The organism is Nonomuraea sp. B10E15 (assembly GCF_039871615.1).
Taxonomy (GTDB): domain Bacteria; phylum Actinomycetota; class Actinomycetes; order Streptosporangiales; family Streptosporangiaceae; genus Nonomuraea.
This window is the reverse complement of record NZ_JBDPMB010000006.1, coordinates 165,696-187,629: the sequence shown is the minus strand read 5'-3', so window position 1 is coordinate 187,629 and position 21,934 is coordinate 165,696. Positions and strand designations below refer to the sequence as shown.

18 protein-coding genes are annotated in these 21,934 nt (G+C 71.3%); 10 read left to right on the top strand and 8 right to left on the bottom strand.

The genetic code is table 11. The annotated features are described in order from the left end of the window. Positions 1–79: 79 nt before the first annotated feature. The 3 genes from ABGB14_RS20610 to ABGB14_RS20600 all read right to left on the bottom strand — a co-directional run bounded on the left by ABGB14_RS20610 (position 80) and on the right by ABGB14_RS20600 (position 2,644). Positions 80–577, bottom strand: a complete 498-nt coding sequence (locus ABGB14_RS20610) for an HIT family protein (RefSeq protein WP_347645419.1) — start codon at positions 575–577, stop codon at positions 80–82. Positions 578–593: 16 nt separating this feature from the next. After that, the gene (locus ABGB14_RS20605; RefSeq protein WP_347645418.1) at positions 594–1,781 is read right to left on the bottom strand and encodes an MFS transporter; all 1,188 of its coding nucleotides are present in this window, start codon (positions 1,779–1,781) and stop codon (positions 594–596) included. A gap of 350 nt (positions 1,782–2,131) precedes the next feature. Further along, on the bottom strand, positions 2,132–2,644 hold the full coding sequence (locus ABGB14_RS20600) for a TetR/AcrR family transcriptional regulator (RefSeq protein WP_347618462.1): 513 nt from the start codon (positions 2,642–2,644) through the stop codon (positions 2,132–2,134). 54 nt (positions 2,645–2,698) lie between these two features. Here ABGB14_RS20600 and ABGB14_RS20595 point away from each other — a divergent pair, with 54 nt between their 5' ends. Further along, positions 2,699–3,928, top strand: a complete 1,230-nt coding sequence (locus ABGB14_RS20595) for a cysteine desulfurase family protein (protein WP_347645417.1) — start codon at positions 2,699–2,701, stop codon at positions 3,926–3,928. A 15-nt stretch (positions 3,929–3,943) separates the two neighbouring features. Here the strand turns inward: ABGB14_RS20595 and ABGB14_RS20590 are convergent, their stop codons facing one another. Then, positions 3,944–4,996 (bottom strand): DUF695 domain-containing protein, encoded by a 1,053-nt coding sequence (locus ABGB14_RS20590; RefSeq protein ID WP_347645416.1) that lies wholly within the window; start codon positions 4,994–4,996, stop codon positions 3,944–3,946. Positions 4,997–5,075: 79 nt separating this feature from the next. Between ABGB14_RS20590 and mnmA the strand changes: the two genes are divergently transcribed. Further along, positions 5,076–6,134 carry a tRNA 2-thiouridine(34) synthase MnmA gene (mnmA, locus tag ABGB14_RS20585; protein ID WP_347645414.1) on the top strand — a complete coding sequence of 353 codons (1,059 nt, stop codon included), beginning with the start codon at positions 5,076–5,078 and terminating at the stop codon, positions 6,132–6,134. Here mnmA and ABGB14_RS20580 read toward each other — a convergent pair. Then, the gene (locus ABGB14_RS20580) at positions 6,127–6,759 is read right to left on the bottom strand and encodes an MBL fold metallo-hydrolase (RefSeq protein ID WP_347645412.1); all 633 of its coding nucleotides are present in this window, start codon (positions 6,757–6,759) and stop codon (positions 6,127–6,129) included. The two genes, mnmA and ABGB14_RS20580, sit on opposite strands and share 8 nt — an antisense overlap. A gap of 24 nt (positions 6,760–6,783) precedes the next feature. Here ABGB14_RS20580 and ABGB14_RS20575 point away from each other — a divergent pair, with 24 nt between their 5' ends. The 6 genes from ABGB14_RS20575 (at position 6,784) to gatB (ending at position 16,361) form a co-directional block, all read left to right on the top strand. Further along, positions 6,784–7,782, top strand: coding sequence for a methionine synthase (locus ABGB14_RS20575; protein WP_347645410.1), 999 nt, complete (start codon positions 6,784–6,786; stop codon positions 7,780–7,782). 196 nt (positions 7,783–7,978) lie between these two features. Beyond that, a complete protein-coding gene (gene ligA / locus ABGB14_RS20570; RefSeq protein ID WP_347645408.1) occupies positions 7,979–10,168 on the top strand; it encodes an NAD-dependent DNA ligase LigA in 2,190 nt (729 codons plus the stop codon). Positions 10,169–10,767: 599 nt separating this feature from the next. After that, positions 10,768–12,840 (top strand): EAL domain-containing protein, encoded by a 2,073-nt coding sequence (locus tag ABGB14_RS20565; RefSeq protein ID WP_347645406.1) that lies wholly within the window; start codon positions 10,768–10,770, stop codon positions 12,838–12,840. A gap of 244 nt (positions 12,841–13,084) precedes the next feature. After that, a complete protein-coding gene (gene gatC / locus ABGB14_RS20560; protein WP_132595391.1) occupies positions 13,085–13,384 on the top strand; it encodes an Asp-tRNA(Asn)/Glu-tRNA(Gln) amidotransferase subunit GatC in 300 nt (99 codons plus the stop codon). After that, positions 13,381–14,871 carry an Asp-tRNA(Asn)/Glu-tRNA(Gln) amidotransferase subunit GatA gene (gatA, locus tag ABGB14_RS20555; protein WP_347645404.1) on the top strand — a complete coding sequence of 497 codons (1,491 nt, stop codon included), beginning with the start codon at positions 13,381–13,383 and terminating at the stop codon, positions 14,869–14,871. The genes gatC and gatA overlap by 4 nt, the downstream gene beginning before the upstream one ends. A gap of 2 nt (positions 14,872–14,873) precedes the next feature. Further along, the gene (gene gatB / locus ABGB14_RS20550; protein WP_347645545.1) at positions 14,874–16,361 is read left to right on the top strand and encodes an Asp-tRNA(Asn)/Glu-tRNA(Gln) amidotransferase subunit GatB; all 1,488 of its coding nucleotides are present in this window, start codon (positions 14,874–14,876) and stop codon (positions 16,359–16,361) included. A gap of 147 nt (positions 16,362–16,508) precedes the next feature. Here the strand turns inward: gatB and ABGB14_RS20545 are convergent, their stop codons facing one another. From ABGB14_RS20545 to ABGB14_RS20535, 3 genes are read right to left on the bottom strand one after another with little or no spacing between them, the layout of a single operon-like run. Then, complete coding sequence (locus tag ABGB14_RS20545; protein ID WP_347645403.1) at positions 16,509–18,029, bottom strand: tripartite tricarboxylate transporter permease; 1,521 nt, start codon at positions 18,027–18,029, stop codon at positions 16,509–16,511. Next, a complete protein-coding gene (locus ABGB14_RS20540; RefSeq protein WP_347645401.1) occupies positions 18,030–18,515 on the bottom strand; it encodes a tripartite tricarboxylate transporter TctB family protein in 486 nt (161 codons plus the stop codon). Beyond that, a complete protein-coding gene (locus ABGB14_RS20535) occupies positions 18,515–19,483 on the bottom strand; it encodes a tripartite tricarboxylate transporter substrate-binding protein (RefSeq protein ID WP_347645399.1) in 969 nt (322 codons plus the stop codon). Before ABGB14_RS20535 ends, ABGB14_RS20540 begins: the two co-directional genes overlap by 1 nt. Before the next feature lie 166 nt (positions 19,484–19,649). Here ABGB14_RS20535 and ABGB14_RS20530 point away from each other — a divergent pair, with 166 nt between their 5' ends. Then, the gene (locus tag ABGB14_RS20530; protein WP_347645397.1) at positions 19,650–21,227 is read left to right on the top strand and encodes a sensor histidine kinase; all 1,578 of its coding nucleotides are present in this window, start codon (positions 19,650–19,652) and stop codon (positions 21,225–21,227) included. Further along, positions 21,224–21,886: a response regulator gene (locus tag ABGB14_RS20525; RefSeq protein ID WP_347645395.1), complete on the top strand. Its 663-nt coding sequence runs from the start codon at positions 21,224–21,226 to the stop codon at positions 21,884–21,886. The genes ABGB14_RS20530 and ABGB14_RS20525 overlap by 4 nt, the downstream gene beginning before the upstream one ends. The last annotated feature ends 48 nt before the right edge of the window (positions 21,887–21,934 follow it).

Below are 21,934 nucleotides of genomic sequence, written 5' to 3'. Positions count from 1 at the left end.
CTGTGAGTTCTCTGTGAGCGGGGGCGCCGCCACGTGCGGGCGTGCGGCGCCCCCGCCGGGATCCACAGAGAACTCCCAGTCACTCCAGCGCCCTCCTGAGGCGGGCGGCCAGCTCCTCGGCCTGCTCCCGCGTCCACGGGATCGTGCCGTTCTCCGACATGAGCGCGTGATACTGCTGCTCGTCGTAAGGCGTGCCGGGCGGGAGCGGGGCCACGTGCCAGTGCAGGTGGGCGTTGCCCTGCTGGCTGCCCAGCGACAGCACGTACGTCCGCTCCGACGGCACCACCGACTCCACGGCCAGCGCCACCTTCCTGACCACCCGCATGAGCTCGAGGTAGGCGTCCTCGCCGAGGTCGCGCACGACGTGCTCGATGTGCCGTTTGGGGCTCACCAGCAGGTAGCCGGGCATGGTGGGGTAGCGGGCCAGGAAGGCCAGGTGGTGGTCGTCCTCGTAGACGATCTGCTCGGTGGTGTAGGCGGGGTCTCCGGCGACGATGGCGCAGATGAAGCAGGGGCTCGACTTCACCCGGGCCACGTACGCCTCGACGTCGAAGGGCACGCTGCGATCAAGGCTCACCGTACGAGCCTGCCACTCAGGCGGCGGCTTCGGCGGGTTCCCTGACGGGCAGCGGGGTGGCCGGAGCGGGCTCCTCGCGCGGGAGCAGGCGGGAGGCCAGCGCGATCAGCACGCCCAGGACGACCGCGACGCCGAGCGCGGTGCGCAGGGAGGTGGCGTCCGACAGGAATCCGATCACCACGGGCCCGAGCAGCAGGCCCGCGTACCCCATGGCCCCGGCCTGGGCGATCGCCGGCCCCGGGGTGCGCGTCGCGGTGCCGGCCAGCGACAGAGTCAGAGGCGAGATCGTCGCCACGCCCAGGCCGACGAAGAACATCGCCGCCACCGCCACCAGCGCCGCGGGCGCGACCAGCACGACCGCGAAGAACCCGGCCGTCGCCACCCCGGAGACGGTCAGCATGCCGCGCACCCCGAACCTGGCCCGCAGGCGGTCGCCGGTCAGCCGGGCGGCCAGCATGCCGGTCTCGAAGACGGGGTAGCCGAGCGCCGCCAGGGCCTCGGGGGCGCCGAGCTCGTTACGCATGTAGAGGCCGTTCCAGTCGGCGACCGTGCCCTCGACCATGAACGCGAAGAACATGATCGCGCCGAGCAGGTAGACGACCGGCGGCATGCGGCGCCGGCCCGCCGGCTCCGTGCCGGTGGACGGGGGCTCGGGCAGGTGTGTACGGCCGATCAGCACGGCCACGGGCAGCGCGACCAGGCCGACCAGCGCCACGTTGGCGGTGAACGGCAGACCGGCGGCGATGGCCAGGCTGCCCAGGGCCCCGGCGGAGATGGCGCCGACGCACCAGCCGGCGTGCATGCCGTTCATCAGCGGCCGGCCGTGGGCCCGTTCGACGGCGGAGCCCTGGGCGTTCATGGCGACGTCCATGACGCCGAAGGCCATGCCGAAGAGCGCCACGGCCGCCAGCAGCAGCGGCAGGTCGGGGGCGAGGGCCACGGCCACCAGGCTGAGTGCCGTCAGCGGGCCGCTGATCCGCAGAACCGCCCTGCTGCCCGCGCGCGCCATGACGCGCCGCATGGACTGCATGGTCACCAGGGCGCCCAGGCCCCACACCAGCAGGATCGTCCCGACCATGGCCTCGGACAGGGCCAGCTTGTCGGTCAGGGCGGGGATGCGCACGGTCATCGTGCCCACCATCAGGCCGGCAAGGACAAAGGTGAGGACCGCCCCGTAACGGGCGCCCCTCAGCTCGCGGGTCATAGGGCCACACCTCTCACAAAGTTCGTTGTCTTCAGCGGTCCGGACGCGCGGGCGTCCAGGCAGGGGAGGGTGAGCGGGCTCGCTCACCGCAGGGGGAAGACCCCGGCTCGATCAGCCCTGGAAGGGACCGTGAGCAGGGGCCGGGGTTCGGCGCGGCTCGGAAGGATCCGCGCGAGGGCCGGATCGGGGAGCCCGCCCGGATGATCATGGCGGATGATCCGGGCGGAGGGCCGGCTCGGCGTTCCGGGCGGGCCGGGTTCGGGGCTTCGCGCGGGAGATCCGGGCTCGGACTTCGCGTGGAGATCCGGGCGAGGGCCGGCCGTCCGGGGAGCCGGGCGGCCGAGGACGGCTCAGGCGGGAGGTTTGAGCAGCGCCCTGAGGCGGCCCTCCAGAGCCTGGAGATCGTCTTCCGTGTTGAGCTCCGGATCGTGGCTCGCCACGTCCCAGAGCCCCTCACACGCCAGTCGCACGATCTGCGCCGCCACCGGGTCGGGCTCCTCGCCCAGCTCCTCGCGATGCCATCGGGTCATCGCCTCGCGCAGCGGCGCGAGCAGGAACAGGTTGCCCGACGCTCCGGTGACGACCGCCCATCGTCGCAACCTGCCCGACCGTACGGAGGCCAGGGTCGCGCCCAGGTATCGACCGGTGTAGGTCTGGTCGGGCTGGGCGGCCATGAGCTCGTCGAAGTCGTCGATCAGGCGCTCCACCATGCCCTTGATCAGGGCTTCCTTGGAGGCGTAGTGATAGAGCAGGCCGCCCTTGCTGACGCCCGCCCGGTCCGCCACCGCGGCCAGGGTGAGCGCGGTCGAACCCTGGTCGCAGAGGAGCTCCTCCGCCGCGTCCAAAAGCTCGTCCTTTCGCATGCCGCTTACTGTACCGTCCGGACGGTACAGTAGCAAACGAGATACCCTGGACTCGTGACCAGACCGTCGGCCTATCTTGATCATGCGGCGACCGCCCCGATGCTGCCCGAAGCGATCGAGGCCATGACGGTTCAACTCCAACAGGTCGGAAACGCTTCCTCGCTGCACGGCGCCGGGCGCCGGATGCGCAGGGTGGTCGAGGAGTCACGCGAGGCGATCGCCGACGCGCTCGGGGCGCGGCCCAGCGAGGTCGTGTTCACCTCGGGCGGCACCGAGGCCGACAACCTCGCCATCAAGGGCCTCTACTGGGCGCGCCGCCCCCGCAGGCGCGTGCTGATCAGCTCCGTGGAGCACCACGCCGTGCTCGACCCGGCCCAGTGGCTGGCCGACAGCCAGGGCGCGGAGATCGAGCTGCTGGAGGCCGACGCGTACGGCCGCGTCCATGCCGAGACCCTGCGCGCCGCCATCGAACGCGACCCCGACAGCGTGGCCATGGTCAGCGTCATGTGGGCCAACAACGAGGTCGGCACCGTCCAGCCGGTGCACGCCCTGGCCGCCGTCGCCCGCGAGCACGGCATCCCGTTCCACACCGACGCCGTCCAGGCGGTGGGGCAGCTGCCCGTGTCGTTCGCCGCGTCGGGCGTCGACGCGCTCACGCTGACCGGCCACAAGATCGGCGGCCCGATGGGCGTCGGCGCGCTGCTGCTGGCCAGAGGGCTGACGCCGGTCTCCGTGCAGCACGGCGGAGGGCAGGAACGCGACGTGCGCTCCGGCACGCTCGACGCCCCCGCCATCGCGGGGCTCGCCGCCGCCGTCCGCACCGCCGTCAAGGAGCAGGAGGCTCTGGGGCGCCGCCTGGCGTCGCTGCGCGACGAGCTGATCGAGCGCGTACGCGCGGCCGTCCCCGACGTCGTGCTCAACGGTGATCCCGACGTACGCGAGACGACCTCCGCGCAAACCCCCCAGACCGAACGGCGAGGGACCCCTCCGGCTTCACCGGGGCGGCTGCCGGGCAACGCGCATTTCTCCTTCCCCGGCTGCGAGGGCGACGCGTTGCTCATGCTGCTCGACGCCAAGGGCGTGGAGTGCTCGACCGGCTCGGCCTGCTCGGCAGGCGTCTCCCAGCCGTCGCACGTGCTGCTGGCGATGGGGGCCGACGCGGCGGCGGCGCGCGGCTCGCTCAGGTTCACCCTGGGGCACACCTCGACCCGCGACGACGTCGACCGCCTGATCGAAGTGCTGCCCGCCGCGGTCGAACGCGCCCGCCGCGCCGGCCTCGGCTGACCGGCCGCCGTGGCGTCAGGTGAGGAACGGCGCCGCGGCGGTCCAACCCGGGTCGGCGGTCACGTCGACGCGGGGCTCGCCCTCCTCCCAGCCCACGATCAGCTCCTTGGCGTGGATCGCGGCGTCGCCGGTCGGGTCGGCGTAGACGTGGATGATCCGGTGCCCCTCCGTGCTCAGGTGGGCGGCCAGCACCGCGTCGTCGCCCAGCTTGAGCAGGCGGGCCACCAGGCGCTCCTCGAAGTCGCGCAGCGCCTCCAGCGAGCCGTCGACCGGCAGGCCGTTCTCGTCGCGATGCGCGTACGGAAGCGTGATCGCGATGTGCTGGTCGCAGAGCGGATGGTCGACGGGGCGCAGCGGGTGGCGGACCGTGGCGACGAGCGGCGCGCCGGTCGCGGTCTGCCCCTGCAGCAGCACCCACTCCTCCTCCGCGTAGCCGGAGGCCACGTCGGCGACCACGGCCGGCAGGTGCATGGCGGCCACGGCGTCGATCGGCTGGAACGTGGCCGGCGTGATCTCGCCCACCCACCTGGCGACGTCGTCCTCGCCGAGCAGCCAGTCGAGGGCCAGCAGCGTGGCCTCCATCCGGGTGTCCTCGTCGAGCTCGGCGAAGATCGGGTGGTAGGCGGCCACGTCGACCCTCGGCTGGTTGCGCGGCACCCGCAGCCCGAGCATCAGCTTGTCGAGCGCGAACGCGTAACCGCCCACCTCGATGGCGAGCTCCGCCGCCTGCGGATTGGCCTGCCGCGACGGATGAAACTCCCACAGCAGATCGGCGGCCGGCGCGGCCCTGGCCCAGCGGTGGGCGAGCGGGCGCAGCTCGGCGTCGCCCGCCGCGGTCACCACGAGGGCGTGCGCCGCCTCCTTGCCGGGCGCCACCTCCCAGACCAGCTCGGGATGGACGGCGGCGACCGCCGGCGCCAGCCACTCCTCCAGCCCCGCGGCCTCGCCCTCGGCCACCAGCGAGTCGAGCCGCGGCCTGGTCTCCTGCCACCACGTCCAGAACCCGGCGATGGCCTCGTCCTGCCCGCCGGCCTCTTCCTCTTCGTCCTTGCGCCCGAACAGTCGCATGCGCTGAATCCTCGCAGACCCCGGCCCCGATCGTGCACATGGCCGCGCACTCCCGTACGGACAGTACGCTGAGAAGGTCATGGGACTGCGTGTGCTTGCCGCCATGTCGGGCGGCGTCGACTCCGCCGTGGCCGCCGCTCGGATCGCCGAGGCCGGTCACGACGTCACTGGTGTGCACCTCGCTCTGTCGGCCAACCCCCAATCCCACCGCACGGGTGCCCGGGGCTGCTGCACGATCGAGGACTCTCGCGACGCGCGGCGTGCCGCCGACGTGATCGGCATCCCCTTCTACATCTGGGACATGGCAGAGCGGTTCCAGCGCGACGTGATCGAGGACTTCGTGTCCGAATACGCCGCTGGCCGCACGCCCAACCCGTGCCTGCGCTGCAACGAGAAGATCAAGTTCTCCGCGGTGCTCGACCGGGCGCTGGCCCTGGGCTTCGACGCGGTCGCCACCGGCCACCACGCCAGGCTGGCCGACGGTGTCCTGTCCAGGAGCGCCGACCAGGGCAAAGACCAGTCCTACGTGCTCGGGGTGCTCACCCGCGAGCAGCTCGGCCACGCCATCTTCCCCCTGGGCGACTCGACCAAGGCCGAGGTGCGCGAGGAGGCCGCGCGGCGCGGGCTGATGGTCGCCGACAAGCCCGACAGCCACGACATCTGCTTCATCGCCGACGGCGACACCCGCGGCTTCCTGTCGAAGCGGCTCGGCGCGGAGGAGGGGCCCATCGTCGACCAGAGCGGCGCCGTCGTCGGCAGCCACCAGGGCGCTCACGGTTTCACGATCGGCCAGCGCAAGGGCCTGCGCATCGACCGCCCGGCCCCCGACGGCAGGCCACGCTACGTCCTGTCGATCGAGCCGGTCTCCAACACCGTCACGGTGGGGCCGCGCGCGGCGCTCGAGGTCACCTCGATCACCTGCGGCGACCCGGTCTGGAACGGCCCGTCCCGCTTCGACGACCTGACCGTGCAGCTGCGCGCCCACGGAGAGGTCTACGGCTGCCGGTTCGAGGAGACCGGCGGCGGGCTCCGCGTCGACCTCGACCGCCCGGCCACGGGAGTTGCGGCGGGGCAGGCCGCCGTCCTCTATTCCGGTGCCACGGTGATCGGCTCGGCGACGATCCTCTCCGCTAGCTGAGGGTGACCGACTCGCCGACCCCCATACGACGGATCTCGGCGCCCTGCTTGTCGGCCTCCACCTTGAGCCAGTTGTCCACGACCGCGAGACCCCTGTCGTTGATCAGGCCGTCATGGGTGGAGAACGCCCGTCCCGGGCGCACATCGCGCAGATATCCGACCATCTCCACGAGCTTCAGCCAGGGTGCGTTGGTGGGCAGCAGCAGCGTCGGCACGTCCACCCCGGGCACGGTCAGGGCGTCACCGGGGTAGAAGAGCGCGTCGTCGAGCATGAAGCCGACGTTCTGCACGATCGGAATGTCCGGATGGTTCAGCGCGTGCCACTCGCCGAACACCTTCACCCCGAAACCGGCCGTCTCGAAGGCGTCGCCATGTCGTACGACCTGCACCTTGGCCGGCACGTCCGCCAGCTCGGCGGCGACAGCCTCGCACGTCCAGATCTCCAGGTCGGGCGAGGCCGCCCTCAGCTTGCCGACGTCGACGTGGTCGAAGTGCTCGTGGGTGATGAGGACGGCGTCCGCGCCCTCCAGAACGGGGCCCTCGCTGAACGTGCCCGGGTCGATGACCAGGACCTTGCCGTCCTTCTCCACGCGTACGCACGCGTGCTCGAATTTACTGATCTTCATACGGCAGAGCCTACGCTTGTCCCCATGTCTACTGTGCCCACGTGGCAAGCCACCGGGATCGGCTCACATCCCGGCGAGGACCATCTCGAGGCGATCAGGGTCGTCCTCGGCGAGGTGCCCGGGCTGCCCTACCTGCCAGAGCTGCCCGCCCGAGGCGTCGGCGCCGACATGGTCGGGCGCACGGCGGGGCTGCTCGTCGACCTGCCGGTCGAGGTGCAGCCGTCCGGCTGGCGGCTGAGCGACCGGCCGGGGCGCGACCACCAGCGGTCCCTCGACCATATGCGCCGCGATCTCGACGGGCTGGAGGAGATCGCCCACGACTACTCGGGTCCGCTCAAGCTGCAGGTGTGCGGTCCGTGGACGCTGGCCGGCGCGATCGAGCTGAAGCACGGCGACAAGATGCTCTCCGACGCGGGGGCCGTACGCGATCTGACGGCGTCCCTCGCGCAGGGGGTCGCCGACCACTGCGCGGAGGTGCGGCGGCGGCTGCCAGGGGTGACGGAGATCGTGTTGCAGCTCGACGAGCCCGGGCTGCCGGGGGTGCTGGCCGGCACGGTGCCGACCGCCTCGGGGTTCGGGCGGCTGGCCGCGGTGGAGGGATGGCGGGTGGAGGAGTCGCTGCGGCTCTTCGACGCCCCCGTGGTGCACTGCTGCGCGCCCTCGGTGCCTCTCGGCCTGCTGCGGTCGGCGGGGGTGCGGGGGGTCTCCGTCGACGCCGCCCTGCTGCGGCGCAGGGACGACGATGCGCTGGGCGAGCTTTTCGAGGCCGGGATGGTGCTGTTCATGGGCGTGGTGCCGGGCAGGGATGCCCGGCTGCCCGACCCTGGCGTGGTCGCCGAACCCGCGGTGGGGTTGTGGCGGCGGCTGGGGTTCGCGCCCGACAGGCTGGCGGCGCAGGTCGTGCTGACGCCGGCGTGCGGGCTCGCGGGTGCGACGCCGAGGTACGCCAGGGCCGCCCTGGCCGCGTGCGCGAAAGCCGCCCAGGTGCTCAGGGACGATCCCGCGAACGGGCAAGCCGGCTGACCGGCCTTTTGGCTCACGTGGCGTTCCTGGACGGAGGGCGAGGTGCGCCGCGGAAGTTTCACGCGAAGGCCCCACAAAGCTCTCCACCTGCGAGAGCGTCCGATCTCATGGCCGCCGGGAGCACGTGCGCCGGCGGCCTTTTCTGTCAGTGCTGAGCGGTAGCGTTTGCTCAGAATGCTGGACGGAAGGAGAGGCCGTGGGCGAGCCATCCACTGAGGTCGCCGGGGTGCCGGTGCCCGCGCTGAAGCGGCATGCCGAGCTGAGCGAGCTGGTCGACGAGGCTCGCTGGCGCTACTACGTGCTCGACCAGCCCACGGTCAGCGACGCCCAGTTCGACCAGTGGTTCAGAGAGCTGCTGGCGCTGGAGGAGGAGCATCCCTCGCTCCAGACGCCAGGCTCGCCCACCCAGCAGGTGGGGGCGCCGGTCAGCGGCGACTTCGCCAAGGTTCGCCACCTGGCCAGGATGGAGAGCCTCGACAACGCCTTCAACGACGCCGACATGGCGGCCTGGCAGGTGCGCGCCGAGCGGCTGGCCGAAGGAGATCCGGGCCCCTACCTGTGCGAGCTGAAGATCGACGGGCTCGCGATCGCCCTGGTCTACCGCGACGGCAGGCTGGAGCGCGCCGCCACCAGGGGTGACGGGCGCACGGGTGACGACGTGACGGCCAACGTGCGCACCATCAAGGGCGTCCCCCACCGGCTCAAGGGCGACGACGTGCCGAGCCTGGTCGAGGTGCGCGGCGAGGTCTACATCCCGGTCGAAGACTTCAAGAAGCTCAACGAGCAGCTCGTCGAGCAGGGCAAGCCGCCGTTCGCCAACCCGCGCAACTCCGCGGCCGGCACGCTGCGGCAGAAGGACCCGCGCATCACGGCGCAGCGCCCGCTGCGCATGCTGGTGCACGGCGTCGGCGTCTGGGAGGGAGCGACGGAGCCGCGGGCGCAGTCGGAGGTCTACGACCGGCTGCGCGAGTTCGGGCTGCCGGTCAGCGACCTCTACCAGGTGCTGCCGGGCCTCACCGAGATCAACGAGTTCATCGAGCACTACCGCGCGCACCGCCACGATCCGCCCTATGAGATCGACGGGGTGGTCGTCAAGGTCGACGACTTCCGCACGCAGCGTGAGCTCGGCTCCACCTCGCGCGCTCCGCGCTGGGCGATCGCCTTCAAATATCCGCCGCAGGAGGTCAACACCAAGCTGCTCGACATCCAGGTGGGCGTCGGGCGCACCGGCCGCGTCACCCCCTATGGCGTGATGGAGCCGGTCGTGGTGTCGGGCTCGACCGTCGAGCGCGCCACGCTCCACAACGCCGCCGTCGTGGCCAAGAAGGGCGTGCTCATCGGCGACACCGTGGTGTTGCGCAAGGCGGGCGACGTCATCCCCGAGATCGTCGGGCCGGTGGCGGCGCTGCGCGACGGGTCCGAGCGGGAGTTCGTCATGCCCACGCACTGCCCGGAGTGCGGCACCGCGCTGGCTTACGAGAAGGAGGGCGACGCCGACCTGCGCTGCCCCAACGCGCGCGGTTGCCCCGCCCAGATGCGCGAGCGCATTTATTTCGCGGCCGGGCGGCGCGCGCTCGACATCGACGGCCTCGGCTATGTCGCGGCCACGGCGCTCACCCAGCCGCTCCCGCCGCAGCAGCCGGTGGTGCGCACCGAGGCCGACCTGTTCGACCTGACGCTCGACCAGCTGATCCCGATCAGGTCGGTGGTCCGCGATCCCGACACCGGCCTGCCCAAGATCGACCCGAAGACGGGGGAGCAGAAGGTCGTCTCCTTCTTCTCCAACATCAACGGCGAGCCCAGCCAGAACGCGCTGCAGCTCATCGAGGAGCTCGAGCGGGCCAAGCAGGTGCCGCTCGCGCAGGTGCTGGTCGCCCTGTCGATCAGGCACATCGGCCCGCCCACGGCGCGTGCCCTGGCCGACGCCATGAGGTCGATCGACGCGATCATGAACGCCTCGGAGGAAGAGCTGGCCGCGGTCGAGGGCATCGGGCCCCGGGTGGCGGCCACGATCCGGGAGTGGTTCGCGGTCGACTGGCACCGCGCGATCATCGACCGGTGGCGCGCGGCCGGGGTCCGCATGGAGGACGAGCCGGCCCCCGAGAAGGGCCCGCAGACGCTGCAGGGGATGACGTTCGTGGTCACGGGCACGCTGGAGGGCCACACCCGCGACTCGGCCGCCGCCGAGCTGACCGGCAGGGGCGGGAAGGTCGCGTCGTCGGTGTCGAAGAAGACGTCGTTCCTGATCGCGGGTGACAACGCTGGGTCGAAATATGACAAGGCGGTCAGCCTGGGCGTGCCGATCCTCGACAGCGCGGGCTTCGAAATCCTCCTGAACGAAGGCCCGGAGGCGGCCACCGGGGCCGCGATCACCCCCGAGCCCTGACCCTCACGCGTTGACGCGGGTCCATGGGCTCGCACGGGCACGGTTGGCCGGCACGGGCGGGGCCGGTTCCTCCGGGAGCGGTTGGTCCATACGGGCGGGGTCGGTTCGCATGGGCTCGGGTAATTCATGCGAACCCGGTCGGTTCTGGACCCGTCGAGGATCGTTCGCACGGGCGGTCAGTTCGTATGGGTGGGACCCGGTTCGTACGGGTGGTTCGTTCGTGCGGGTGGTCCGTTCGTAGGGATGGGGTTCATGCGGGTGGGTCCGGTTTGTGCGGGAGTGGTTGGCTCGTCTGAGAGCGGTCGGTTCACGAGGGCTCGTGCGCGGGTGGCGACCGCGGTTCCGGCATGGGTGAGGGTCGTTTCGCACCGGCTGCTGTAGGGCGACCGCGCTCCGGCGGATGACCGTGTTCCGTGATGGGGTCTCGCATGCGGTCCTGGGGGTGGCGCGGGGAGACCGCAGCGTGCATGGTGTGCTACCCAGGGTGTTTTCTGGGTATATGTCGGAAAGGAGAAGTGACGGAACGTACGCGCTTGGTTTCGCGAAGTGGGGTAAAGGTCGTACCCTCCCATAGTGACCTAATGGGGGTTCTGTTACCGATGACTGACCCAACCGACACCCGCGACACCGGCCCACGCGCCGGCACGCCGCTGTGGGCGTTTCTCGCGGGCATCACCGTGATCGGGTTCACCGCACTCGTGGTGGCCATGCTCAGGCTCGACATGTCCGAGCTGGTGGAGGTCGCCCGCACACCGCTGTTCTGGGTGCTGGCCGTGCTGGTGGTCCTGGGCGAGCTGCGGCCCGTCATGGTCTCCTCGGCGGCGGCCGTGGGCGGCACCTACCCCTCCACCATGTTCACGTTCGCCGTGCTCCTGCACTTCGGGCTGCCCGCCGCGGTGCTGATGCAGGGGGTCGCGGTGGCCATGAACGGCGTGGTGACGCGCAAGTCGTGGCATCGGGTCATGTTCAACATCGCGCAGTCGACCCTCGCGCTCACCGCCGCGGGTGTGGTGCTGGGCACGTTCGGCATCGTGCCGAGCCCGGCCCTGCCGTGGGTGCCGGGCGGCGGTAACCTGCTGGCGATCGGGCTGGCGGGGATCGCCTACTTCGCGACCAGGGCGACCCTCGTGTGCAGTGCGGTCGCGCTGCACGAACGGCGCTCGCTCACCCGGGTGCTGAAGGCCACCGTCGGCCCGCAGAGCCTCGTCTACGCCGGCCTGCTCGGCCTGGCGCCTCTGGTCGTCGTGGTCATGAACCATTCGCCGGGGCTGGTGCCGCTCTTCGTGGCGCCCCTGGCCGCCGTCTACTTCACCGCCACGCTCTCCATGCGCCGCGACCACCAGGCCATGCACGACGAGCTGACCGGCCTGCCCAACCGCAAGCTGCTCATCGTCAGCACGGAGGAGGCGCTCGCCGAGGCCAGGCAGGACGACCGGGTCGGCCTGTTCCTGCTCGACCTCGACCGGTTCAAGGAGGTCAACGACACGATGGGCCACCCGGTGGGCGACCGCCTGTTGCAGATGGTCGCGCACCGCCTCACCCACTCCGTACGCCCGGGAGACGTGGTCGCGAGGCTGGGCGGCGACGAGTTCGCCGTGCTGCTGCCCTCGATCAGGGACACTCACGCGGCCAGGGAGGTCGCGGCCAGGCTGCGTGCGGCGCTGACCGAGCCGGTGCGCCTGGAGGGCATGACCTTCGACGTGGACGGCTCCGTCGGCATCGCGCTCTACCCCGATCACGCCCCCGACTTCGAGCTGCTGCTCCAGCGCGCCGACGTGGCGATGTACCTCGCCAAGGAGGGCCGTACGGGAGTGGAGCTCTACCAGCCCGACAAGGACAGGAACTCGCCGGAGCGCCTGAGCCTCCTCGGCGACCTGCGCCGCGCCATCGACAACCGCGAGCTGCGCCTGCACTACCAGCCCAAGGTCAGTCTCGGCACCGGCGCGGTCCTGGGCGTCGAGGCGCTGCTGCGCTGGCGCCACCCGGCGCACGGGCCGATCCCGCCGTCCGATTTCGTCCCGCTGGCCGAGCAGTCCTACCTGATGCGCCAGCTGACCGCGTACGTCATCGACGAGGCGCTGGAGCAGGCCGCCCACTGGTGGCACACGGATCTGCGGGTGCAGATCTCGGTCAACATCTCCGCCCGTGACCTGCTCGACTCCGCGCTGCCCGAGCGGCTGGAGGTGGGGCTGGCGAAATACGGCCTGCCGCCCGCGGCCATCCAGCTGGAGGTGACCGAGCGCATCCTGACCGGCGACCAGGCCTACACCCAGGAGACCATCAAGGCGCTGGCCACGCTCGGCGTCCCGCTGGCCATCGACGACTTCGGCACCGGCTACTCCTCGCTGATCAGGCTCCAGCGCCTGGCGGTGTCGGAGGTCAAGATCGACGCCTCGTTCGTCCGCAGGATCGCCGAGTCGGAGGACGACGAAAGGATCGTGCGCTCGATCGTCGACCTGGTGCGCTCGCTCGGCCTGCGTTCGGTGGCCGAGGGGGTCGAGTCCGACGAGGTGGCCATCCGCCTGGCGGACATGGGGTGCGACGTGGGGCAGGGGTGGTTGTTCTGCGAGCCCATGCCGGCCGCCGACGCCGCGACCTGGCTGCGCGACCACGCGGAGGCGGTGCCGAAGGTCGATTTCGGCTACGCGCCCGAGGTGACCAGGACCGCGTGACCTGGCGGAACGCAGACCCGGTCCGGCGCCCGTGCCGACCTGCTACGGCGGCGCCGCGTTCGATGCGGCCCCGGCGGGGGGAGCGAGGTGCGCGGGGTGGGGCCGCGGGAGTTGTACGGGTGAAGCCGCGCTCGCGCAGCCGGGAGCGGTGTTGCCAGGGTGTTAACCGTTCGGGCGTGCTTCGTCAAGCCCTCTAGGATGGCAGTGTCCAAAGACTCCATCCACGAAACGGGTTCAACGACTCATGTCCGCCATAACCCGCGACGAGGTCGCACACCTGGCCCGGTTGTCCAGGCTGGCGCTCACCGGTGACGAACTCGACCACTACGCCACCCAACTCGATGCCATCATCGAAGCGGTCGCGAAGGTGGCCGAGGTCGCCGCCGAGGATGTGCCGCCATCGTCGCACGCGCTTCCGCTGACCAATGTCTTCCGTGCCGACGAGGTGCGACAGTCCCTGACGCCCGAGCTGGCGCTGGCCGGTGCTCCCGCCGTCGAGGACGATCGATTCCGGGTGCCGCGCATCCTCGGGGAGGAGGCATGAGCCTGATCCGCAAGACCGCTGCCGAGCTGGGCTCGATGATCGCCGCGGGGGAGGTGTCGTCGGTCGAGGTGGCCGAGGCGCACCTCGACCGCATGGCCGAGGTGGAGCCCAAGGTCAAGGCTTTCCTCCACGTCGACCGCGAGACGACGATCGAGCAGGCGCGGGCCGTCGACACCAGGCTCAGGACCGGTGAGAAGCTCGGGCCGCTGGCCGGGGTGCCGATCGCGCACAAAGACATCTTCACCACGCGCGACATGCCGACGACGGCCGCGTCCAAGATCCTCGAAGGCTGGCGTCCGCCCTACGACGCGACCGTCACCAAGCGGCTGCGCGAGGCGGGGCTGGTGATTCTCGGCAAGACCAACCTCGACGAGTTCGCCATGGGCTCCTCGACGGAAAACTCCGCCTTCCACACGACGCGCAACCCGTGGGATCTGGCGAAGGTGCCGGGCGGTTCCTCCGGTGGTTCGAGCGCGGCCGTGGCGGCCTACGAGGCGCCGCTGTCGACGGGCACCGACACGGGCGGTTCGATCCGGCAGCCGGCCTCGGTGACCGGCATCGTGGGGATGAAGCCGACCTATGGTGGCTCGTCCCGTTACGGGCTGATCGCGTTCGCGAGCTCGCTCGACACGCCGGGGCCGTTCGCCCGCACCGTGCTCGACGCGGCGCTGTTGCAGGAGGCGTTCTCCGGGCACGACCCGATGGACTCCACCTCCATCGACGCGCCCGTGCCTTCGGTGGTCGAGGCGGCCCGGCACGCCGACGTCGCCGGCATGCGGATCGGCGTGGTCAAGGAGCTCGGCGGTGACGGCTACCAGCCGGGCGTGCTGGCCCGCTACAACGAGGCCGTGCAACTCCTCGAGTCGCTCGGGGCCAAGGTCGTCGAGGTCTCGTGCCCGTCGTTCACCACCGCCCTCTACGCGTACTACCTGATCGCGCCGTCGGAGTGCTCGTCCAACCTGGCGCGCTTCGACGCGATGCGTTACGGCCTGCGCGTCGGTGACGACGGCACCCGCAGCGCCGAGGAGGTCATGGCGCTGACCAGGGCCGCCGGGTTCGGACCCGAGGTCAAGCGGCGCATCATGCTCGGCACGTACGCGCTGTCGAGCGGCTACTACGACGCCTACTACGGCCAGGCACAGAAGGTGCGCACGGTCATCTCCCGCGAGTTCGAGGCCGCCTACCAGCAGGTCGACGTGCTGGTGTCGCCGACCACGCCGACCACGGCGTTCGCGATCGGCGAGCGCGTCGACGACCCGATGGCGATGTACCTCGCCGACCTGTGCACCATCCCGTCCAACCTGGCCGGCAACGCGGCCATCTCGGTGCCGTGCGGGCTGGCCGAGGAAGACGGTCTGCCGGTGGGCCTGCAGATCATGGCGCCCGTGCTGGCCGACGACCGCTGCTACCGCGTCGGCGCCGCCGTGGAGCAGGCCCTGGAGAGCCGCTGGGGCGGCCCGTTGCTGAAGGAGGCTCCGTCGCTATGACCATGGTCTATGACGAAGCGCTCGACAAGTTCGAGCCGGTGCTCGGCCTGGAGACGCACGTCGAGCTGGGCACCAGGTCGAAGATGTTCTGCGGCTGCAAGACGACGTTCGGCGCTCCGCCCAACACGCAGGTATGCCCGACCTGCCTGGCGCTGCCCGGCGCGCTGCCGACGGCCAACACCATGGCCATCGAGTCGACGATCCGCATCGGCCTGGCACTGAACTGCTCGATCGCCGAGTGGTGCCGCTTCGCCCGGAAAAACTACTTTTATCCGGACATGCCGAAGAACTACCAGATCTCACAGTACGACGAGCCGCTCTGCTTCGACGGCTACGTCGACGTCGAGGTCGACGGCAACACCGTGCGGATCGAGATCGAGCGCGTGCACCTGGAGGAGGACACCGGCAAGTCCACCCACGTGGGCGGCGCCACCGGCCGCATTCACGGGGCCGACTACTCGATCGTCGACTACAACCGGGCCGGCATCCCGCTCGTCGAGATCGTGACCAAGCCCATCCCGGGCACCGACCGGCTCGCGCCGGAGGTGGCCAGGGCCTACGTCACCGAGCTGCGCGAGATCATGCGCTCGCTCGGCGTCTCCGACGTGCGCATGGAGGAGGGCTCGCTGCGCTGCGACGTCAACGTCTCGCTCATGCCGCGTGGCGCGTCCGAGTGGGGCACCCGCACCGAGACGAAGAACGTCAACTCGCTGCGCAGCGTCGAGCGGGCCGTCCGCAGCGAGATCGAGCGGCAGGCGGGCGTCCTCACCGACGGCGGGAAGATCGTCCAGGAGACCCGCCACTTCCACGAGGACACCGGCACCACCACGTCCGGCAGGTCCAAGGAGGAGGCGCAGGACTACCGCTACTTCCCCGAGCCCGACCTGGTGCCGATCGCGCCCGACCCGGCCTGGGTGGCCGAGCTGAAGGCGGCGCTGCCCGAGCTGCCGTCGGTCAGGCGCAAGCGGCTGCAGTCCGACTGGGGTCTGTCCGACTTCGACATGCAGGCCATGCACAACGCCGACGCGATCGACCTGGTCGAGGCCACGGTCGCGGCGGGGGCCCCGCCCGCCGACGCGCGCAAGTGGTGGATGGGCGAGCTGGCGCGGCGCGCCAACGAGACCGCCACCCCGCTGGCCGACCTGCCCATCACGCCGGCCGACATCGCCCGCGTGACCGAGCTGGTCGCCTCGGGCGCGCTCAACGACAAGCTGGCGCGCGAGGTGCTCGAAGGCGTGCTGGCCGGCGAGGGCACGCCCGACGAGGTGGTGGAGAAGCGCGGGCTGCAGATCGTCAACGACGAGGGCGAGCTGTCCGCGATCATCGACCAGGTGCTGGCCGACAACGCCGACGCGGCCGACAAGGTGCGCTCCGGCAAGATCGCCGCGGCCGGTGCGCTGGTGGGCGGCGTGATGCGGGCCAGCAAGGGCAAGGCCGACGCGGCCCGCGCCCGCCAGCTGATCCTGGAGAAACTCGGCGTCTCCGAATAACCGGGCCTCTGCACGGCCGCCGGGGCCCCGCCGTTCCACCGGCGGGGCCCCGGCGCGTGCGGGGGTGACCGGGACGGCCCGGTGCGGCCGGTGGGTGCCGGTCTTCCCGGTCGGCCCGGTCACCGGTGCACGGCGGGTGGCGTACGGTCACTCGTCGCGGGACGGCGGGGCCGTCTCGACGCTACGCCGGGCCAGCGCCTTCCTCAGCAGCGGCGTGAGCAGGGCGAGGAGCGCCAGCACCAGCAGCACGACCGCGATCGGGCTGCCCACCAGCACGCTCGCGTCCCCCGCGCCGATGGCCAGCGCCCTGCGGAGCTGGATCTCCGCCATCGGGCCCAGAATCATGCCGATCACCGCGGGGGCGACCGGCAGGCCGAAGCGCCGCATGGCGTAGCCGAGCAGGCCGAGCACATAGAGCACGAACAGGTCCACCACGGTGCCGTTGACGGCGTAGACCCCGAGCGCGGCGAAGAGGATGATCCCGGCGTACAGGTACGGGCGGGGGATCCGCAGCACGCGCGCCCACAACGGTGCCATGGGCAGGTTGAGCACCAGCAGCATCGCGTTGCCGATGAACAGCGAGGCGATCATGCCCCACACCAGCGCGGGGTTGTGGTCGAACAGCTGCGGGCCGGGCTGGAGCCCGTACTGCTGGAAGGCGGCCAGCAGGATCGCGGCCGTGGCCGACGTCGGCAGGCCCAGCGTGAGCAGCGGGACCAGGGTGCCGGCGGCGGAGGCGTTGTTGGCCGCCTCGGGGCCGGCGACGCCCTCGATCGCGCCCTTGCCGTACTCCTCGCGGGCCACGCCGCGCGCCAGGCGCTTCTCGGCCGCGTACGACAGGAAGGTGGGGATCTCCGCGCCTCCGCCGGGCAGCGCGCCGAACGGGAAGCCCAGCGCGGTGCCGCGCAGCCAGGGCAGCCAGGAGCGTCCCCAGTCGGAGCGGCCCATCCACGCCCGGCCCACGGGCACCACCTCGGGCATGGCGTGGCGCAGCCGCGAGGCCACGTAGAGGGACTCGCCGAGCGCGAACAACCCGACCGCCACGATCACCACGTCGATGCCGTCGAGCAGCTGCGGGATGCCCAGCGTGAGCCGTGCCTGGCCGGTCTGCTGGTCGATGCCGATCAGCCCGATCACCAGGCCGAGCCCCAGGGACGCCAGGCCGCGTACGACCGAACGGGACAACACGGATGAGACGGCGGTGAACGCGAGGACGGCCAGCGCGAAGTAGTCCTCGGGGCCGAACGAGATCGCGAAGCTCACCACGGCGGGTGCCGCCACGACCAGCAGCGCGGTCGCGATGGTCCCGGCCACGAACGAGCCGATGGCCGCCGTGGCCAGCGCCTGGGCGGCCCGGCCCCGCCTGGCCATCTTGTTGCCCTCCAGGGCCGTGATCATGGAGGCGGACTCGCCCGGCGTGTTGAGCAGGATGGAGGTGGTGGAGCCGCCGTACATGCCGCCGTAGTAGATGCCGGCGAACATGATGAACGCGCTGGCCGGCGGCACCGTGAACGTGATCGGCAGCAGCAGCGCCACGGTCATCGCGGGCCCGATGCCGGGCAGCACGCCGACGAGCGTGCCGAGCGTGACGCCGATGAGCGCGTACATGAGGTTGACCGGGGTGAGCGCGGCGGCGAAGCCGTCGAGGAGGAGCTGCAGCGACTCCACCTAGATCACCCCCGTCAGCGGCCCGCCGGGCAGCGACACGCCGAGCCCTTTGACGAACAGCAGGTACGTGCTGATCGCCACGACCACCGCGATCACGGCGGCGCGCGTTCTGTGCTCGGCACCGAGCACCACCGCGAGGCCGAAGAAGAGCAGGCTCGCCCCGATGATCCAGCCGAGCACGTTCAGCAGCGCGCTGAACGCCAGGAAGATCCCGCTGACCAGCCCGACGCTGCGCCAGTCTGCGGGCGCGTCGGCGTCGACGTCCTCGCTCTCCTCGGGGTCGCCCCGCCCGCCGCGTACGACGTCGGCCACGTAGAACAGGCCGATGAGCACCATGGCGCCGCCCACCAGCATGGGGAAGAAGCGCGGCCCGAGGCCGAGCTGGGAGGCCGCGGCGGAGACGTCGAGCGTCCCGACCACGACGAGCACGCCCAGCACCAGCACGACGAGCGCCAGCCCAAGCTCGGGCCGCCACCAGCGGGCCATCAGGAGACGAGCCCCATTTCGGCGATGATCGCCTTGACCCTGGTCTGCTCGGCGGCCAGGTAGTCGGCGAACTGCTGTCCCGTCTGGAACGAGTCGATCCAGCCGTTCTTGGCCACCGCGTCCTTCCACGGCTGCGCGTCGTGCATCTTGGTGACCAGGTCGGTCAGCGCCTTCTTGTCGGCGTCGGAGAGCTCGGCAGGGGCGACGAAGCCGCGCCAGTTGGCCAGCTCGACGTCGAGCCCGGCCTCCTTCAGCGTGGGAGCGTCGAGGTCCGGCAGCCGCTCGCCGGAGGTGACGCCCAGCGCGCGCAGCTTGCCCGACTTCACGTGCTCGGCGAACTCGGCCACGCCGGAGATGCCCGCGCTCACCTTGTTGCCGAGCAGCTCGTTGAGCGCCTCGCCGCCGCCCGAGTGGGCGATGTAGTTGACCTGCTTGGGGTCGATGCCCGCGGCCTTGGCCATCAGACCGGCCACGATGTGGTCGGTGCCGCCCGCGGAGCCGCCGGAGATGGACACCTTCGACGGGTCCGCCTTCCAGGCCGCCACCATGTCGTCCAGCGTCTTGTACGGCGACGCGGCCGGCACGACGACGATCTCGTACTCCTCGGTCAGCTTGGCGATGGGCGTGGTCTCCGCCAGCGTGACCTTCGACTTGTTCTGCTCGATGGCGCCGACCATGACCAGGCCCATGGTCATCAGCAGGTTGCCGTTGCCCTTCTCGCCGGCGAGCTGGGCCAGGCCGATCGTGCCTCCGGCGCCGGGCACGTTGTACACCTCGACCTTGCGCTGCGGGTCGGCCGCTTTGATGGCCTGCTCGGCGATGCGGGAGGTCTGGTCCCAGCCGCCCCCGGGCGCGGCCGGGGCCATGATCCGCAACGGCGAGCTCGCGGAGGTGCCCGCCGTCTCGCCACAGCCGGTCAGTGCGCCAAGGGAGATGGCCGCGAGGGCGGCGAATACGCGCAAGCGCATGATCACTCCAAGAAGGGTTTTCACGGTGACAAGACCCGGATCGTGATGCCCCTGCTCTCCGGAGTCGACCCTTTGCGCGGTTGCCGTCATAGTGGTCGTATTGGTCGCGGGTTCCTGCGGCACCCCCCGCGACCTGGCCGTGACCTCGATTTGTTTCCATGTGCCCGTGAGACGGGTTCGTGAGGCCTCACTCGGGACCCAGCTGTTCGCGCTTCAGATGGTGATCGTGCTGCTCGCCGTGGGGGGCACCGGTGGCGTGTGGGCCGAGCACACGCGTGATCAGCTGGCCTCGCTCCACCAGCAACGGGCACTGGCGATCGCGCAGTCGGTGGCCGCGCTTCCGCAGGTCCGGGAGGCGTTCAAGCTGAGCGAGCCGGAGACGGTGTTGCAGCCGCTGGCCATGAGCGTCCAGCAGGAGACCGGCGCCGACTACGTCGTGATCGCCAACACCGACCAGAAACGTTACGCCCATCCCAACGCCTCGCTGATCGGCAAGCAGCTGTCCACCGACGGCAGCACGGTGCTCAGGACGGGCCGGAGCTGGGTCGGCAAGGAGACCGGCACGATCGGCACCACGGTCAGGGGCAAGACGCCCATCCGCGACGAATATGGCGACGTCATCGGCCTGGTCTCGGTCGGCGTGCTGGAGACCACGGTCATCAGCCAGGTCGTCGACGCGCTCCCGCCGCTGATCTGGACGGCGCTCGCCGTGCTGCTGGCCGGCCTCGCGCTGGCCGCGCTGATCACCGCACGGGTGCGCCGGCAGACGTTCGGCCTGGAGCCGCGCGAGATCGCCGCCCTGCTGGAGCAGCGCGAGGGGGTGCTGCACGGCGTCAAGGAGGGCGTGCTGGCGCTCGACCTCGGCGGGCGTGTCACCCTGGTCAACGACGCCGCCCGCGAGCTGCTGGGCGACGTGGGCGCCGACCTGACCGAGATGCCGGTGTCCGAGCGCATGCGCGACGTGCTCGGGGGCGCCGACCCCGGCGAGGACCGCGTCGTGCTGCACGGCGACCGGGTGCTGGTGCTCAACCGCACCCCGGTTTCCGTACGCGGCCACCACCGCGGCTGGGTGGTGACCCTGCGCGACCGCACCCAGCTCATCCACCTGGCCCGCGAGCTCGACGACGCCAGCAGCGCGACCGAGGCGCTGCGGGCGCAGGCACACGAGTTCGCCAACCGCATGCACACCGTCGTCGGGCTGCTGGAGCTGGGCGAGCACGAGGCCGCGATCGGCTTCATCACCCGCACCACCGGCGGCTCGTACGCGGCGGGGCTGCGCGAGCGGGTCCAGGACCCGACCCTGGCCGCGCTGCTGCTGGCCAAGTCCGCGGAGGCGGCCGAGCGGGGCGCCACGCTCGTGTTGTCGGACGACTCCACCGTGCCGGTCGGCCTGCTCGGCGACCCGCAGGACGCGGTGCTGGTGGTGGGCAACCTGGTCGCGAACGCCATCGACGCGCTCGACGGCGCCGAGGGCACGATCGAGGTGTCGGTTCGGGCCGATCACGACGGCCTGCGGGTGCGCGTCGGCGACTCGGGCCCCGGCATCGCTCCCGGCCTGGTGGAGGAGGTCTTCAGGGAGGGCTTCACGACCAAGGCCGCCCAGTCGGGGCCGCGCGGTCTCGGCCTGGCCCTGACCCGGCAGGCGTGCCTGCGCAGAGGAGGCTGGGTGCGGGTGACGGACGCGGGCGGCGCCGTCTTCACCGCCCTCCTTCCGGCCAGGGAGCGGGCGGGGACGGTGTCGTGAACGACATCAGGGTGCTCGTCGTCGACGACGACTTCATGGTCGCGCGGATCCACAGCGGCTACGTGTCCCGCGTGCCGGGGTTCAGCGTCGTCTCCGTCGCCCACAACGGGGCCGGCGCGCTGGCCGCGGCGGCGGAGCAGCGGCCCGACCTCGTGCTGCTCGACATCTACCTGCCCGACATGTCAGGGCTTGAGGTGCTCAAGGCGCTCAACGACGTGGACGTCATCATGATCAGCGCGGCCCGCGACGTGCCGACGGTCAAGGAGGCCATGCGCGGCGGCGCGGTCAACTATCTGATCAAGCCGTTCACCGCCACCGCCCTGACCGAGCGGCTCCAGCAGTACGCCGACACCCGCAGGCGCATCACCGCCATCGGCCCCGAGGCCCGCCAGGACGACGTCGACCGGCTCTTCGGCACGCCCATGACCGCGGCTCCCATGCCGAAAGGCCTGTCGCCGGCCACGTGCGCGCTGGTCGCCGACAGCCTGCGGGAGGCTGGCCGCGACCTGTCGGCGACCGAGGCCGCCCAGCTCACGGGCCTGTCGCGGGTGAGCGCCCGCCGCTATCTCGAACACCTCTGCGCGGCAGGGCAGGCCGAACTCCGGCCGCGTTACGGCACGGCCGGTCGTCCGGAACATCGCTACCGGTGGCTAGGTTGACACACTTCCGTAGTCATTTCCCGTGACATATGCGGATCCGCGTGCCTT